At 50.6% G+C, this 17,939-nt stretch carries 4 protein-coding genes; 3 read left to right on the top strand and 1 reads right to left on the bottom strand.

Features of this window, described 5'->3' with window-relative positions; all coding sequences use genetic code 11:
* Positions 1–159: 159 nt before the first annotated feature.
* From HC229_RS15845 to HC229_RS15835, 3 genes are all read left to right on the top strand, one after another.
* The gene (locus tag HC229_RS15845; RefSeq protein ID WP_191021488.1) at positions 160–8,382 is read left to right on the top strand and encodes a PKD-like domain-containing protein; all 8,223 of its coding nucleotides are present in this window, start codon (positions 160–162) and stop codon (positions 8,380–8,382) included.
* Positions 8,383–8,532: 150 nt separating this feature from the next.
* Complete coding sequence (locus HC229_RS15840; protein WP_191021487.1) at positions 8,533–14,982, top strand: alpha-2-macroglobulin family protein; 6,450 nt, start codon at positions 8,533–8,535, stop codon at positions 14,980–14,982.
* Positions 14,979–15,476 carry a hypothetical protein gene (locus HC229_RS15835; protein ID WP_191021486.1) on the top strand — a complete coding sequence of 166 codons (498 nt, stop codon included), beginning with the start codon at positions 14,979–14,981 and terminating at the stop codon, positions 15,474–15,476. Before HC229_RS15840 ends, HC229_RS15835 begins: the two co-directional genes overlap by 4 nt.
* A gap of 47 nt (positions 15,477–15,523) precedes the next feature.
* Here HC229_RS15835 and HC229_RS15830 read toward each other — a convergent pair whose 3' ends face one another.
* Positions 15,524–17,668 carry a S46 family peptidase gene (locus HC229_RS15830; protein ID WP_191021485.1) on the bottom strand — a complete coding sequence of 715 codons (2,145 nt, stop codon included), beginning with the start codon at positions 17,666–17,668 and terminating at the stop codon, positions 15,524–15,526.
* Positions 17,669–17,939: the final 271 nt, after the last annotated feature.

Below are 17,939 nucleotides of genomic sequence, written 5' to 3'. Positions count from 1 at the left end.
CTTTCATCGATTATTGGTGTTAGTTACCTATTAAATGTAATAAAAAAGATGCGTAGAAATAATTTTGTAGCATAAATCACAATCAAAATCACATCCGCCAAGCCCTCGGTTTTCCATCCGACGCAAACGGCTAAATCACTAACGATCAACAACAGGTATATGAAAGATAACTACTCCTTTCCAAATTTGAAACAACAAAAGCGACAATGCAGCGGAATGAGGTTCTTTACGTTCTTATTGTTTGCTTTTTTGCTAACCGGCATTTCGTTGAAAGCTCAAACGACCGTTGCGAATTACGGCTTCAGTCAATCGACTAGTACTTACAGCGCGCTGACGACGTACACCAACCTTTTTACGGCGAATTGGGATGATGCGACGCCTACGCAGGTAACGCTCCCGTTTACATTTAGTTTCAGACAGAACAATTATAACTCAGTCTGGGTCAATGCGAATGGATACATTACTTTCGGAGCTACATCGGTTAACGATTCCTATGGGCCGATATCGTCCACTACCGGCTATGCAGGTGCAGTAAGTGCATTCGCTCGAGATTTGACAAACAACGGAACACAAATTCGTTGGGGAACTCTAGGTGCCTCGCCAAACCGGATTTTCGTTGTGCAGTGGACGGATGCGAGGCGCTACGATAACACGACAATAAGGAATGGTAACTTTTCATTTCAAATCCGACTTTACGAAACCAGCAACGCCGTCCAGGTTGTCTATGGCCCGAATAACAACGTCGCTACCCAGACTCTCGGCGTACAAGTCGGATTGCGCGGCGCGAATAACGCTGATTTTAACAACAGATTGCTTGCCGCGGGTGGCAATTGGAACAGCACGAGTGCCGGAGCTGCCAACAGTGCAACTTGCGTAACTAACAATACAACGGTTCCTGCGTCCGGTTTGACGTTTACATGGCGTCCGCGCCCTGTCGTTTCTTCGTTTCTTCCGACATCGTTTTGCCAGAACCAAACAGGTAACGTCGTTATTTCGGGATACAATTTTACGGCAGCTACGTCTGTTACCTTTAACGGAACAAGCGTGTCCTTCGCGGTAGACAATGACAATCAGATCACCGCTTCCTTACCTACTGGAATATCGTCAGGAAATATCGCGGTTACCACAACTCCTCAAGGCACGGGAACAAGTTCCTCAAGTTTTACGATCAATCCACTCCCGACAGTTGCGGCTATTACCGGAAACAACCCTGTCTGTATTTCGACTACAAATACGTTAAGCAATGCTACACCCGGCGGGACCTGGACTTCACTAAATACCGGCATCGCAACCGTAAACCCAACTACAGGTTTGGTTACGGGCGTTGCGCCTGGATCTGCGACAATTCGTTACACGGTAACCAACGGAAACGGATGCAGTAATTTTGCAGCCACGACCGTCGTGGTGAACGCCCCGCCATCACTTTCAGGCCCATCCTCGGTTTGTCCCGGAAGCACTGTCAACCTTTCGCCATCAACCGGCGGAACATGGACGAGCAGCAACAACGCGATCGCGTCAATAACCAATGCAGGCGTCGTTACCGGAAACATACCGGGCAACGTCACGTTTACCTTTACAAATTCAACGACGCTTTGTTCGGCTACGACCGCGACATTCACCGTTTTACAACCAATCGCCATTACCAGCGACCCATCGCCGGTTTCGGTTTGTTCGGCCGGATCGGCAAGTTTCAGCGCAGTGGCAACCGGTGCCGGGCTTTCCTATCAGTGGTTCCACGGTGCGACGCCTTTGGCTAACGGAGGCAATATCTCGGGAGCCAACCTGGCAACGCTGAATCTTACCAATATAGCGGTATCGGATGCAGGCAATTACCATGTCGTGGTAAGCGGATCTTGCGGATCGCCCCTGACTTCGGCAAACGCCTTACTGTCGGTGACCCAAAGAGTAACTATCGCCAACCAGCCTGCCGTTACCCAAACGCATTGCGAAACGGAAACTGCCACGTTTACGGTAAACGCGACCGGAGCGGGATTGAGTTACCAATGGTTCAACGGAGGCACATCGTTGACCGACAGCGGAAATATATCGGGAGCCACGACGCCAACCCTGACGATCAGCCCGCTCAACCTTTCGGACGCTTCGACATTATATCACGTCGTAGTTTCGGGCATTTCGCCTTGTAATCCGGTAACGTCGGACATGGCAACGCTTATCGTGAACGAAGCGCCGTCGATTACCACACAACCTTTGGCTACTCAATCTGTTTGCGATGGAGGCACTGTTTCGTTCAGCGTTGCCGCAGACGGTGGCGATCTTACCTACCAATGGTTCAACGGAAGCACTCCTTTGGCCAATGCAGGCAACATCAGCGGGGCAAATACGCCTACACTTACCATCAATCCGGCTACGATGGCCAGCGCCTCGAATTACCACGTTGTCATTACCAATGGCTGTGGCACGGGCGTTACATCGGCAGACGCGGCCCTTACGGTCAACCCGACGGCATTCATCGGAAACCAGACCGCATCACTTTGCAGCGGATCTACACTCGACTTCGCTCCGGTTAACGCGGTTCCGACTCCGGCTACCGTAGTGCCATCGGGAACGCTTTACACCTGGTCTGCTCCTATTGTTACAGGAGGCATGACAGGAGGCGTTGCAGAAACGATACCGCAAACATCGATCATCCAAAGCCTCGACAACCCGACGATAGCGCCTCAAACCGCGACGTATACCGTCACACCTCATACCGGTGGTTGTACCGGCCCGACTTTCACGTTGACCGTTACGGTAAATCCGGCGGCGGTTATCGGAAATCCACCTAACCAGATTGCCTGCAGCGGCACTACGTTTTCGTTCACGCCATCTAATGGAGGCGGTAACGTGGTACCCGTAGGAACCACTTATACGTGGGGACTTCCTGTTATTTCACCTGCCGGAAGCGTTACTGGTGCCACTGCTGGCGCGGCTCAACTTTCCCTGAGCCAAACGCTAACCAATACTTCGGGCGTCAACGGACAGGCGGTGTATACCGTGACGGCGGCTTCGGGAACGTGTAACGAAAGTACGTTCACGGTAATTTTCACGGTACGTCCTACGCCGACTGTCGCAGGAGCTCCTTTGACTCAAAGCATTTGTTCCGGTGCAGGCATCGGCGCGATTTCGATCACGAATCCCAACGCCGTTCCGGGCACGATCACGTACAGCTGGACACGCGACCAAGTGGGAATTGTCAACGGCAGCATCGGCTCAAGCGGATTTGGGGCAACCATCAACGGAACGCTCACAAACACTACCACAGATCCGGTTGTTGTCACCTTTACGCTTATCGCGACGTCCCCATTCGGATGTCCTTCGGCTCCTCAAACGGTATCGGTTACCGTGAATCCCGCACTCGGCGTATCGGCCACACCGTCAACCCAAACGATCTGTTCAGAGGACGCGATTTCGACCATCGTGCTTGCCAATACAAACGGTGTAACCGGCGCAGCCCTGAACTGGACGCGCAACAATACGGCGAACGTTATCGGGATACCTGATTTTGGAAGCGGCGACATAAGCGGGACGCTCGTCAACACGACTTCGACTGCCCAGTCCGTCGTCTTTACGATCACTCCGGCGGCCAACAGCTGCAACGGTAACCCTGTGAATGTTACCGTGATTGTGCGTCCGAAACCGACGATTTCATTCAGTGCGACACCAGGAACAATTTGTTCCGGTGGAAGCATTACACCTGCTGTTACGATTCACAACCCGAACCTGATTAACGGGAGAACTTTTTCATGGACGCGCGACAACAATGCAAACGTCAGCGGCCCGGATTCCGGTGCAAACCATATTATTTCCGGAACTTTCGTCAACAATACCAACGTCGCCCAAATCGTGACGTTTACTGCAACCATTACCGCGGGAACCTGTTCGACGTTTGCTACGTTCCAAATGACAGTCGAGCCACGACCTGTGATTGTGATCAACAGCATTCCGGCCACGGCATTTTGTAACGGCGGGACATTGCCGACAATCAATCTTTCGGCTACCAATATTCCAATTTCAGGCTTGAGCTGGACGAGAGACAGGCAAACTCAGGTAACGGGAATCGCGAACTCCGGAACGAATACCATTCCGACGGGAACTTTGACCAACACCACCACGACGACTCAAATCGTGACATTTACAGTCACGGCGGCAGGCGCGAACGGCTGTAACACGACGTCGACGTTTACTGTGACGGTCAACCCGACGTTGCGGGCACCGGCAATTACCAGTTCACAAACGGTATGCTTGCTATCGACGCCAAACTTCCTGTCCCAGTCTGTGCCAGTTGGTGGCGGATCAGGGTCGTACACTTACCAGTGGCAACGAAGCAATGACGGTACTACAGGATGGGCTGCAGCTCCCGGCATCAACAATGGCCCGACCTATCAGCCTGCCGGTATTCCACTTTTCGGAGCACAAAATTATTATTACCGACTTCTCGTAACAGACACTTGCGGCAGTGTCACGAGCACGACCAATGTTTATATCCAGGTTGTAAGTAATGCTGGATTTACATTCAATGGTGTATCTGATCCTACACCGCGCTGCTCCGGAGGTACTTTCACAACCAATATTTCATCTGAACACGCGGCGTCTTCTGCGGTCCGATATGAATGGAACGCAGATCCGGCATTTATCACTCCGGCAACCGGAGGCCCGATAGGAACGACATCGAATCCAATTTTTTGGATTTTCAGGGTTTCATCCGCATCCTTGCCGTTCACGGTTCAAAACAATACCAATGCAACGGTTGTAACACCTGTTTCGATAATTCCAAGTGTTTACGACATCGCACAGCCAGGGAACAGTGCCGGCGACTTCCAGTGCAGCATTACGCCCCAAGTTGTAGATGTTACTATCCGACCGGTACCGGTTGCGACAATATCAAGTCCTGCGAACAACGCGACAATCTGCGCAACCGGCGCAACTACGAGCATTGTGGTGAACGGAAATATCACCGATGCCCCGATGAGCTACACGGTTACAAGAACGCCGAATACCTTACCGTCAGGATTGACGGCTACTGCTACGCCAAGCCCTGGGTTAACCAATGTACCGGCGGGAACACCTTTGAATTATAACGTGGTCTTTTCCAATACCACAGGATTGACCCAAACCATCACCTATACGTTTACGCCACGCGGGTCTTATGCCTCAGGGCCGACTTGCGCAGGTGCACCGGTTTCGATAACATTGCAGATCGCGCCTAATGTTGGGGCCGGTTCGATACTTGCTTCCCAAAATATTTGTTTGGGCCAGGATGCCACGACGATAACTTCTACAGCTCCTGGAACGGGATTGAACATTTCCTACCAATGGTACAGCAGCACCACAAGTGCGACCGGGCCATGGGATCTGGTTCCGTTTGCAACCGGCGTTACTTTTACGCCTCTTGCGGGGAATATCACGCAAACCACTTGGTTCTACAGGGAAACGATTTCAGTAGTGAATGGCGTGACGTGTAGTTCTGCATCGAGCAATGTCCATGCGGCGAATGTATATACCGTCGATCCTGGAGCCGTTGCCGGGGAACAAACGATCTGTCCAGGACAGACGCCTGCTCCGTTTACGGTAACGACGCCTGCTTCGGGAACTGCGCCAATCGCGTTCAGATGGTATTCCAGTACGAGCGCAAACGCTTGTACCAATCCCGGTGCGACCTGGAATATGATCAATGGAGCCCCGGGAGCCGCGGAAGCATATGCTCCGGGTCCACTTTCACAAACCACTTATTTCAAACGCGTCACCACGCCGGGAACCTCTATTTCGGCTTGTGCAAATGAAAGCATCTGTATCGTTGTTTACGTCAATACGATCACGGCCGGAAGTGTCGGCAACAATCACACAGTCTGCCAAGGCGGAGATCCCGACGCTTTTGTCGAACTCACGCCTGCGGTCGGCGCCGGAACGATTACCTACCAATGGCAAAGCAACACTACGAGCTGTGCCGTCGGAAGCCCATGGGCCGATATCCCGGGCGCGGTTTCCGCAACATACGACGCTTTCTCGATTACCAGTACGACGTATTTCAGGAGGCTTGCCTACTCTACGCTTAATGGCGTTACCTGTGGACCTGCGATAAGCGGATGCGTAACGGTTACCCTGAACCCTGTCACGGCAGGTATGATCGGACCGAACCGCACGATTTGTGCAGGAGGCGACCCTGCTGCCATCGGATTCACTACGGCTCCAACTGGAACAGCGCTGACGTACCAATGGCAAAGCAGTCCTGACATCCTCGGGCCGTTTACCGACATCCCTGGACCGGGAACAACCGGAAACTCGTATAACCCTCCTGTCACGACCCAAACCACGTATTATCAAGTCGTGGTTACCGGAACGAGCGGAGCCTCTACTTGCCCGATAGTTTCCAATACGGTTTCGGTCTTTGTGAACGACATTACGCCGGCCATCATCGCAGGCGACCAGAATATGTGTGTAGGCGAGATGCCAACGGCTTTGACGATGCCGACACTCGCGACCGGTTCCGGCACGATTACCTACCAATGGCAAAGCAGCCCGACGGGAGCCGCGCCTTGGACAAACGTAGGAACGGGAACATCATTCAGCCCGGGTACGGTGACGCAGACCTTATACTACCAAGTGGTTTGCTCCTCTACTATCTCGCCTCTGGGTTGTAATGCGAACAGTAACATGATCGTGGTGAGCAGCAACGGGAAAACCTGGAACGGCTCTGCGGGAACGAACTGGAACAACGCCGCCAACTGGACGCCAAACGGTGTGCCTACAGCCGCGAATTGCGTCGTGATCCCTGATGTAGCCAACAATCCTGTAATCTCCGGAAGCAATTACACGGCTTTCGCGCTCAACCTGACGATCCTCAACGGCGGCTATCTTTCAGTAGATCCTTCGAATACGATCGAAGTAACCAACTTTGTCAATGTCAACGCCGGTGGGGATTTCTTTATCGGAGACGACGCGAGCCTGGTGCAATTGGACGATGTGGCCAATACAGGAACGGCAAGGATCAGGAGAATCACGCCTCCGGTTTACAAATTCGATTATACGTATTGGAACTCACCGGTGACCCTCGGTTCCAACTTTACACTCGGCGCTTTGTCGCCCGGAACCCAGCCTGATAAGTATTACAGCTGGAATCCATCCGTCTCTGGCGGCAACGGAAACTGGAACCAGGAAAGCATTGCGACGGTCATGAATCCGAGCAAAGGTTTTATCGTACGGGCTCCGAACAGCCACGGATCGAACCCTGGAGCGGGAATCCCTTATCCGGCTACTTTCGTCGGGACGCCAAACAACGGAACGATGACGGCTCCGATTACAGCGGGACCACTTCCGGCAGGAACGGTTACCGATAAGCTGAACCTCATCGGAAACCCTTATCCTTCGGCCCTCGACGCAGATATTTTCCTTGCGCACCCGACGAACGCTTCGATTTTGGATGGAACAATGTATTTCTGGACGCACAATTCGCCTCCGAGCAGTGCTTATCCTGATCCGTTCTACGGCAATTTCACGAGCAATTACACCGCTACCGATTATGCCACCTACACCCTTGGCCTGGGAGGTACGGCAACGATGCCGGGCGGAACCGCTCCTTCGGGCAAAGTGGCGACGGGCCAAAGCTTCTTTATCAAGGCGACCGGAAACGGAAATGCGGTTTTCGAAAACAACATGCGCGTTCGCGGCGACAATGACGTTTTCTTCAGGCCGGGCAATGCCTTCACGGCTGCGATCCCATCTGTTGAAAAACACCGCATCTGGCTAAACCTCGCCAATTCACAAGGCGCTTTCAGCCAAATCCTCGTGGGTTATGCTCAGGGAGCGACGAACGGCAAAGACCGGAATTTCGACGGAATCACCTTTGCAGGAAATGCCGTCACGTTCTACTCTGTTCTCGACGAAACGCGATTGACGATACAAGGACGCGCACTTCCGTTCGAAACTTCGGACCTTGTGCCGCTAGGTTATAAAGCGACGCTTGCCGCCACGTTTACGATCGGGATCGACCATCTCGACGGATTGTTCGAAAACCAGAATGTTTACCTCGAAGATAAGCAGCTCAATATCATACACGATCTCAAGACATCGCCGTATTCGTTTACGTCTGCGATCGGAACGTTCAACGACCGCTTCGTCCTGCGCTATACCGATGCTCAACTAGGCACGCCGGATCATGGTGCGAACCAAGGCGTAGTGGCGTTTATTTCGAAGGACAAATTGTATGCTCAAGCTTCGGTCGATATCGTGTCGATTGCGATTTACGATATCACAGGCAAGAAAATCACGACCTATGAACCAAAGTCGGACAGTTTTCAAAAGGACTTCCCGTATGCTCAGGGCGTCTACATCGCGAAGGTTGTACTTTCGGATGAAAGCGAACACGAGATCAAGCTCGCCAGGTAATGACTCTGTCAAATCTAAAGCCTCCTTCGGGAGGTTTTTTTTTGCGCTGTCGTCTCAAACTTCAAAATTCGACAAATAGATTTACCGTTTTTTCTTTCTTTGCCACAACCATTTGTAGGAAAATCACATCCAAAAAGGTAAACCGACACCATGAAGCACATTTACTTAAGCCTGTTGCTGTTTTGCGGAACGCTATTGGCTCAGGATTACCACAAAAATTGGGAAAAGGTCCTCAAGCTGGAATCGCAAGGGAAAATCAAATCGGCAGACGCCAAAGTCACCCGAATCTACGAAAAGGCCAAACGGGACAACAACGGGCCTCAGCTGGTAAAATGTTTTTTCTATAGCGCGAAATATTCCCATACGCTTGAGCCGAAGTCGGCCTACAAAATCATTCGCCGGTTAAAAGAACAGGCAGCAAGTTCACCCTCACCTACACGTTCGCTTTTTTACCTGATCTACGGCAAATGCCTGTCCAACTTCAGGCACCGCAATTCCAGGGTCATTTCAACTACCGACCTTCCGATAGACCAAAACCCGGAGTTGTGGTCATTCCAGAACATCAGTGACGAAATCGACCGCGCCTATACCGAGAGCCTTAGGGATTCAACCGCGCTTAAAAACACGCCGATTTCCGGTTACGACCAAATATTCGACTATCTGTCAAAGGATAAATTCAACTCCCAAACGCTGTTGGATTTTGCGCTTTCGGAAAACATCGCCCATTATTCGAGTACAACTTATTTTGCTGAGCCGATCCGACGTTTCATCAACGACCACTCACGGGCAGCTTTATTAGGCAATTCGCCGCTTTTTACCATCGCAAGGTTCGACACGGTTTCTTACGCTTCTGACCGAAAAGTCCTGGAATTGATGCAGCGGCGTGAACGGCTGCGGCCGGACGTGTCCAACAGGCTCGACCGTGTATCGTGGATTTTCCGTCACGATAGCGATTCAAAAATCGGGGCGTTGCTCGACCTCCAGGGCCAAACGTCAGACACTATTGAAAGGAACGATGTCCGTTATGAATTGGCGTCCGTTTACAAAACCCAGGCTGACAATGAACGAAAAAAAGACGGTCTTACCAAAGCCGTTTCGCTTCTGGACAGCATTATCGCCACCGGGAAACGAAGCAATTCCTATCGCAACGCCATAAGCGCAAGGACGGCCATTCTTTCGAAACAACTGGAGCTACATCATCAGCGGACGCTCTATGAAGGCGAAAATGCGCGTGCATTGGTTACGTTTACAAATTTGGATACTCTTGCCGTGGCGATCTATCGGGCGCATTCCGATTTGCAGTTTTGGAGACGTTACGATTCGAAAAAATTCGACGTTGCCGGTGCGGTCAAGGATCGCAAGCCGCTCGTCTACAAAACCTACCGCCTGCCCGATCCAGGCGACCACTTTCACCATTCCACCGAAATACTATTGCCGAATTTGCCGCTCGGCACTTACATCGTCCGGGTTACCGCAGACGACAACGGCACGCCACTAGAGTCATTTTCTGTGTTGACGGTAAGCAACCTGGCTTATCTGAAGCTTTCCGACAACGAACAAAACAGTTACAGCATCGTGCATCGCAAGACCGGACGCCCGATCACGAATGCCACCGTCCAAATCGACCAGCGCATGGAATACCGACTAGGCGATGCCGAGGGAACATTTCGGCTGCGATCGCCAAAAGGTAGTGGGGAAAAAAATTGCAGCGGATACATCAGCGTAAAAAACGATACGCTGGCGTTTCATCAAGTGCTTTATGCGCACCAAAAGCGCGAATCCGAAACGCTTTCGAAAGCCGAAATATTGCTGGATCGCGCCATTTACCGTCCGGGACAAACCGTCTTTTTTAAAGTGATTGCAATGCAAAAAGACAGTGTCAAAACCGCGGTGGTGGAAAAGGTTAGGTTTGAAGTGGCGGTTTACGATACCAATCACAAGGAAATTTTTAAAAAAATTGACCAGACCAACGCTTTTGGATCGTTCTCCGGAGAATTCCAATTGCCCACGGCAGCAAATACCGGGATCTTTTTTGTTTACGTCCGGAAGCCTACGTCCGATCTCGACCTAACAGCTTCAGAAATGTCGTTTTGGAAAGAAGATAGGTTTATAGCCGCCTCGGGCGATTTCAAAGTGGAGGAATACAAACGCCCCAAGTTCGAAGTGACTTTCGCGCCCGCAAAAGAGCCTATTAAACTCAACGGATACGCGACTGTCGAAGGATTGGGCAAGGCGCTCACGGGAAGCAGTATTTCGAACGCCCGGGTCAAGTACACGGTTACGCTTGTGAGCATCGCCTATAGATCGGATGATGAATTTGCGTACGATAAATCGGAAGATGTTGACGAAATTATACTCACGGATAGCACGAATACGGACGAAAAAGGGCGTTTTACGATCTCGTTTCCAACCGCTTACTATGAATTTGAAGACGAAGAAGATCGCGAACGGCAACCTGTTTATAAGTATCAGGTGAAAGCAGACCTTACCGACTGCAACGGAGAAACCCGAACAGCCGAAACTACCGTAATGGCCGGCGACCACACGCTACAACTCGGTTTTAACGCCGTGCTGACCAGGTCGCGACGCAACAAAATCGAACTGACCTCTACCGATCTTAACGGAACGTTCAAGCCCGTCGTCGGTCAGTTGACCTTCCGGCAGATCAGGATGGCTCCTTTCCATTTCAAGCGAAATCCGTTTGCCGCTCCCGAAATTCCGGGTTTCACCGCCGCGGAATTCCGTAAACTGTTCCCAAATGAAGTGTATGAAAATGACATGTTCGTTGGGCTTGACAGCGCTACGGTCAAAACGGTAGCCGTCAATACCGGCAAACGCCGTGAGATTGAGGTGGATCTGTCGGCTTTGGCAACCGGCCAATATGAAGTGGTGTTTTCTGGCAGGGACGAAAATGGAAACCTTATAAAAAACGTAGTGAAAATGCCGTTGACCGATCCGGCTGCAAGGATCGATCCATCGAGGTTGATCAGCCTGAAAGTCACGAACGAAAATCCGCAAAAAGACGGATATGCTTCGATTCGCGTTACTTCGTTTGTCAAAGACCTCGACTTCAAGATCGTCTCCAATAATGGGGAAATCATTTTTTTCTCCGAGTCGCGACGGCTGGAAAACAACGAGGCTGTCGTCAAAATACCGATAGAGAAAGGGCTTGGGCCTGTGATTGCCGTTTCGGCGGCGACATTTTACGACAACAGTTTCCAGACGGCAAATTTAAGTGTGGCGATTCCAGAACCCGAATCAAGCCTCGAATTGGAGACCGTTTCGTATCGCAACCTCATCGAGCCCGGTTCCAACCAAAATTGGTCGTTCAAACTCAAGGCTAAAAACACGACGCTTGAGTCTGAAGTCCTGGCTTCCATGTACGATTTTTCGCTCGACACTTTTGTCAAACGGGAATGGCGATCGCCATCGATTCCGCAATGGCGGTATCCGACAGTAAAACAATACTGGGCGAACGATCCTGAAATAGAGAACCTTTCCCTGCGCAAATATTTCAATTCCGTCTTCGGCATTTCAAGACCCGAAAAAACGCAGTTGATTTGGTTCGGATTCGACATCAACAACCAAAAAACGCCCATTATCGAAAAATTGTATAAAGAACAAATCACGGCGAAAGCGCAAAAGCCGATCGGTTCACGCTTCGTTTCCGGATGCGTCTCTGACGCTTCAGGCCCGCTTCCGGGAGCCAATGTGATCGTAAACGGCACGCACCGAGGCGTCCAGACCGATGCGGACGGCTATTACCAAATTGAGGCCGCTGACGAAGAAACTCTTGTCTTTTCGTTCATCGGGATGGAAGATTTAAGCGTCCTGGTCGAACAGAATAAAATCATAAACGCCCATCTTGTCGAAGGAGGCATCGCACTTGGAGAGGTAATCGTGTCCGGCGCGATGGGAATCCAAAAAAAAATGAATGCCACCACAGGGACAAACAGCGTGATTTTAGGCGATGAAATGCCCAGCAGCGTAATGGCTCTGGTCGGAAAAGTTTCCGGAGTCCAGATCAATACGGATTCAACCGAAACCGGCGTGACGCGTGTAGTGCTTAGAGGTAATCGCTCAGTTGCTGCTGCGAATGAAGTTTTGATTGTCGTCGACGGACAGATTCTCTCGACTGCAGACTTCAACGCGCTGAATCCTGAAGACATCCTCAATATGGAGGTTTTCAAAGGAGCCCAGGGCGCCGCGCTTTATGGCGCTAAAGGCGCTAACGGCGTACTCATCGTCACGACGAAAAAAACAATTGACGCGCTATCTGCTGTGAAAGCACGCACGAACTTTTCTGAAACGGCCTTTTTCCTGCCGCATTTAACGACCGACAAAAACGGGAATATCAACTTCAGCTTTACTTCGCCTGAGGCGCTTACGAGCTGGAAACTAAGGCTGCTGGCGCACAACAAGAACGGCGTTTCGACACAATTGCATCAAAAAGTCAGCACCCAGAAAAAGTTGATGGCAATACCGAATATGCCGCGGTTTTTCCGACAGGGCGACAGCATACGCCTATCGGCCAAGATAACAAGCATAGACGCCAAGCCGATGAAAGGCAGCGCAATGCTCGAACTTTATGACGCTGCGACCATGCAATCGGCCGATGTCGAATGCGCCAACCTTTCCAAGGTCAAGACGTTCGCAATCGCGCCAATGGGAACGGTTTCGGTCGAATGGAAAATCACTGTCCCGTCGGAACTTTCGGGACTGCATTACCGAATCGTCGCTCGTTCTGAAGATTTTTCCGACGGGGAAGAAAACACGATTCCGGTTTTGGCCAATTCCCTATTGATAACCGAGAGCAAGCCGATATGGCTCAAAGGTCGCGACTCCCAAACGATCGCGTTCGAAAATCTCGCATCTGACGTTTCCGAAACGCGGCGCCACCACAAAATCACCGTTGAACTTGCCAGTAACCCGGTTTGGTTCGCCCTGGAAGCCTTGCCGTATCTCATGGAGTACGAACACGAATGTGCAGAACAGACCTTCGCAAGGTATTACGCCAATACGATTGCAGGGTCTATAATCGAAAGCAATCCGAAAGTAAAAGAGGTCGTGGCCAAATGGAAGCAAAGCGGGAATGGCAAACTCGAACAAAATGACGACCTGAAATCGATTTTGGCCAATGAGACGCCATGGTTCCGGGATGCGCTATCGGAATCGGAACGAAAAAAACGCCTCGGATTGCTGTTCGACCTCGACAAGATGCGCGCCTCACAAAAGGCCGTGCTTGAAAAACTCCGGGAAAGGCAACTGCCATCGGGCGGGTTCGCGTGGTTCGACGGCTCCCAGGAGGACGAATACATCACACGCCACATTGTCGCCGGATTGGGTCATATAAAGCGGCTCGGCCTTTCGCAACAGCAGGAGAATTTTATGGAAGTGGCCAAACGTGCCGTTGCGTACCTCGACGACAGCTTCCTAAGACGGCATTCGTCCCCTGATATCGCCCAACATTGGAAGATGAACTTCTCCCCTGACCTGCACTTTCTTTACGCCCGCAGTTTTTTCACGGACGAAATCCCACTGAAACCCGCCACATCCGCTGAAATCGAAAACGGCCTGAATGCCGTCGTGGGTCAACAACTCAAACTTTCGATTTACGAAAAGGCAATGGCTGCACTCGTGCTGAACCGCTTCGGGCGAACGAAAGCGGCACGTGCACTGATCGATCAGCTCAGCGAAACTTCGGCAACCGACAAGTCAAATGGGCTTTATTGGACAGAAAACACCGCAGGCTGGCATTGGTATCAGTCTCCGGTTGAAACCCAATCGCTGCTCATCGAAGCGTTCTCTGAGGTGGTAAACGACAAAAAATCGGTTGATGCGATGAAAGCCTGGCTCATCAAAAACAAGCAAACGTCACATTGGCCAACCACTAAAGCGACGACCGAAGCAGTATATGCGCTGTTTATGCAAGGCTCCGATTGGTCGAATGCGAAAAGCGACGTCTCGATTTCGATTGGAGACCAAAACGCGGTGAGTCGCAAGCTTGCGGAAATTGACAGCGAATCTGAAGCGGGATATGTAAAACTCAATTGGAATGCATCGGAAATCTCCGATAAAATGGGCACGTTGCGACTCCATAATAAGACGGACATACCGGCGTTCGGTGGCTTCTACTGGCAGTATTTTGAAGATTCGGACAAGGTCAAAGCGACTAAAGGCCCGATGTCTGTCCGACAGGAAGTATTTCGTAAAGCAAACGGCGCGAGTGATGCCTCTCTGGTCGCGGTTTCTCCAAGCCATCCGTTTTCGATTGGCGAACTCGTCACCGTCCGCATTACCTTTACGGCAACCGACGACCTCGAATATGTACACCTGAAAAGCATGAGGGCTTCCTGTTTTGAACCTGTGGACGTATTGTCGGGATATCAATCGAGAGGCGGGATCTGGTTCTATAAAAGCACTAAGGACGCCGCGACCCACTTTTTCTTCAGCCAGCTTAAAGCCGGATCCTACACTTTAGAATATGATGTGCGCGTGAACAATGCAGGCGATTTCTCAAACGGCATCACAACCCTGCAAAGCATGTACGCTCCCGAATTTTCGGCCCATTCAAAAGGCATCCGAATCAAGACTAAATGACAAAAATCCTAAATCCCAGACGCAGTATTTTTTCGCTTTTTCTTGTCGCACTGACGCAAATTGCGATCGGACAAGGCAAGCCAATTCACAGCGGGAAACTTACGATCGAATGGCTCGAGAAATTTAAGAGCATCGAAAGCGAGATTTTGCAAATTCGGGCGATAAAGGCAAAACTGTACAACGATACGCTGTTTCAGGATCAATCAGGCCGAGTCGTCCTCGATGCGCCGCGAGACCCAAATTTCGGGCATTGTAAAATAAAGTTCTTCATTCATCACAAAGGCGAATATTGGGATTTCGATCTACAGCAAACGCCTGTTTTAAAAAACCACATGCACGAGATCAATCCGGACAATATTGAGTTTGTCGAAGTTTGGGAGGGCGGTGCTAAAACGGCTGCTTGGTTCGGCACGACGTGCAGTGTCGTTATTTTGAATTCCAATCGTTATCTGATCCGAAAACTCAGGCCTTGGTTCCCTAAGAAAAATCCATAAAAAAACCCTGCTTGTAACGGCAGGGTTTTTCTTATCTGATACTGGGATTATTTCACGATCGTCATTTCGTCTACGATGTGTTTCGCTCCCGCGTACTTGTCGATCACCCAAAGAACGTAACGGATGTCGACGTTGATCGTGCGTTGCAACGCCGGGTCGAAAATGACGTCCCCTGCCATCGCTTCGATATTTCCGTCGAATGCCAATCCTATCAATTCACCCTTTCCGTTGAGCACTGGAGAACCGGAATTACCGCCCGTGATGTCGTTATCGGTAAGGAAGTTGACCGGCATATAGCCTTTTTTGTCGGCATAACGTCCGTAATCCTTAGCCTTGTGCAATTCCAAAAGTCTTGCTGGCAAATCGAATTCGGGATCGTTTTTCTTGTACTTCTTGACCATTCCGTCAAACGTAGTGTAGTTGTTGATCTTGGCATCGTTGCGCTTGTCGGCAGGAAGCGAGCGCACTTTTCCATATGTAAGACGCAACGTAGAGTTCGCGTCCGGATATTGGATCGAGCCCAATTTCGACTCGCGCAAACCTTCCACCTCAAGACGGAATGCTTTCTGGTAATCGTCCGTTAGCTGCTTTTGCTCGTCGTTCATGTTGCGCATTTTGCCCAACAGTTCCATCGAAAGCCCGTACAAAGGATCGGTTTCCAACTTCGCCGGCTCCGGATTTTTCATGAACGCTTCCAGTTTTTCCTTCGTCGAAAAGATACTCTTGTCAGTGGCTTCGTTAACCCAAGCCGTGAAGTTTCCGCCGTTTTTGGCTTTTTCCTTGGTCACGGTCGGAGCCAGTCCGTATTCGCTTGCTTTTGAAGCGTAAAGGTTCAATTGAGCAATAAGGATGTCTTTTTCTGCCGGAGCATAGAATTCTTCGTAATAATTGTCGATCTGCGCCTGGATCTTAGGCAACATTTCGGCTTTCTTGGCATCGTTCTCCTTGTAATATTGGATAAGCGCGTTACCCAAAACCGACGGAGCCGTGCTATACGTGCTCGTGCGCAGCAGTTGCGACAAATAGTTGTCATGGCGCGCCTTCAGGTTCGTCGCCTCGTAATATTTGTTGATCGTCGGTATGACGTTGCCGTATTTCGCCTTGTTTTCGGCTTTGTTGGCCCAAGCGTTGAATTTCGTTTCCTGTTCGGCTTTTTTCTTGGCCGTCCCGTGCTTGGTCAACGCGTCGATCATTCCCTGTCGGTTCTTCCAATAGTTAGCTGTCGAAGCGTATTTCGAAGCATACTTCAAACGGACGTCATCGCTTTTGTCCATGTGCTTCTTCATTTGGTCCATTCCGGTTTTAGCACCTTCAACCCACGCAGGATACGCGAATTTCACGTTCTGCTCGATTCCGCCGGCAGGCATCCAACGATTCGTACGACCCGGATAACCGAGGATCATCGCAAAATCATTTTCCTGGACACCGTTCAAGTTGACGGCAAGGTGTTTTTTAGGTTTGATCGGAACGTTGTTGGCCGAATATTCCGCCGGGTTTCCGTCTTTATCGCCGTAAACGCGGAACATCGAAAAATCTCCCGTGTGGCGCGGCCATTCCCAGTTGTCGGTATCTCCTCCGTACTTTCCGATGCTTTCGGTAGGCGCTCCAACGAAGCGAACGTCCGTGAAATCCTGGTAGACGAAGTAATAATATTCATTTCCCTGGAAGAAAGGACGCACAGAAACAACATATTTTCCGCCTTCGCTGTTCTCTTTCTCGATCGCAGCCATTTCCTGCTGGATGGCTTTCGCGCGCTCGGCTTCGGTCATTTTGTCGTTTACTTTGGAGAGGATACGCTTCGAGACGTCATCCATACGAACGAAGAAACGCACGAATAGCGATTTGGGTTTCAACTCACTTTTTCTGTCGGCGGCCCAGTAACCGTCGCGCAGATAGTTTTTCTCAGGAGAAGAAAGCTCGGCGATTGCGTCATAGCCGCAGTGGTGGTTGGTCAATACCAGTCCGTCTTTGGACACCATTTCGGCCGTACAACCTCCGTTGAACTGCACGATAGCGTCCTTGAGGCTATGGTTGTTGATGCTGTAGATTTCCTGGGCGGTAAGTTGCAATCCCATTTTCTGCATGTCGCGGTGGTTGAGCCTCTCGATGAACATGAGGAACCACATTCCTTCGTCTGCACGCATCGGAAAAGCCGTTAGCGCCAAAGCGAAGAACAAAATGATTTTTTTCATTTGTGATAAATTAATGTTAGTTAACGGCGGAATAGGTCGAGGAAACGCGCAAAAAGTTACACGTCGTTCCGCTTTTTAAGCGTGGCGAATATACGGCAAATTGCGGTTTTCGTAAAATTGCTTTACAAAAACTATAACGATATAGTTGGAATTTAACGATTTGGATTAGGGCGTGACGGCGGAACGAACTTTTATGTAACGTTCAATTTCAGGCAGCCGCCGTCAGGCTGTCCGCTATATCTTTTAGGTTCGGGGCGGGCTGCGCCCGCCC

This window comes from Flavobacterium selenitireducens, from assembly GCF_014748335.1.
Classification (GTDB): domain Bacteria; phylum Bacteroidota; class Bacteroidia; order Flavobacteriales; family Flavobacteriaceae; genus Flavobacterium; species Flavobacterium selenitireducens.
The sequence above is the reverse complement of the archived record's forward strand: the minus strand, read 5'-3'. Positions and strand labels throughout refer to the sequence as shown.

Coding starts and splice junctions, on each gene's coding strand:
- HC229_RS15845 (WP_191021488.1), top strand. CDS start 160: ATGAAAGATAACTACTCCTTTCCAAATTTGAAACAACAAAAGCGACAA.
- HC229_RS15840 (WP_191021487.1), top strand. CDS start 8,533: ATGAAGCACATTTACTTAAGCCTGTTGCTGTTTTGCGGAACGCTATTG.
- HC229_RS15835 (WP_191021486.1), top strand. CDS start 14,979: ATGACAAAAATCCTAAATCCCAGACGCAGTATTTTTTCGCTTTTTCTT.
- HC229_RS15830 (WP_191021485.1), bottom strand. CDS start 17,668: ATGAAAAAAATCATTTTGTTCTTCGCTTTGGCGCTAACGGCTTTTCCG.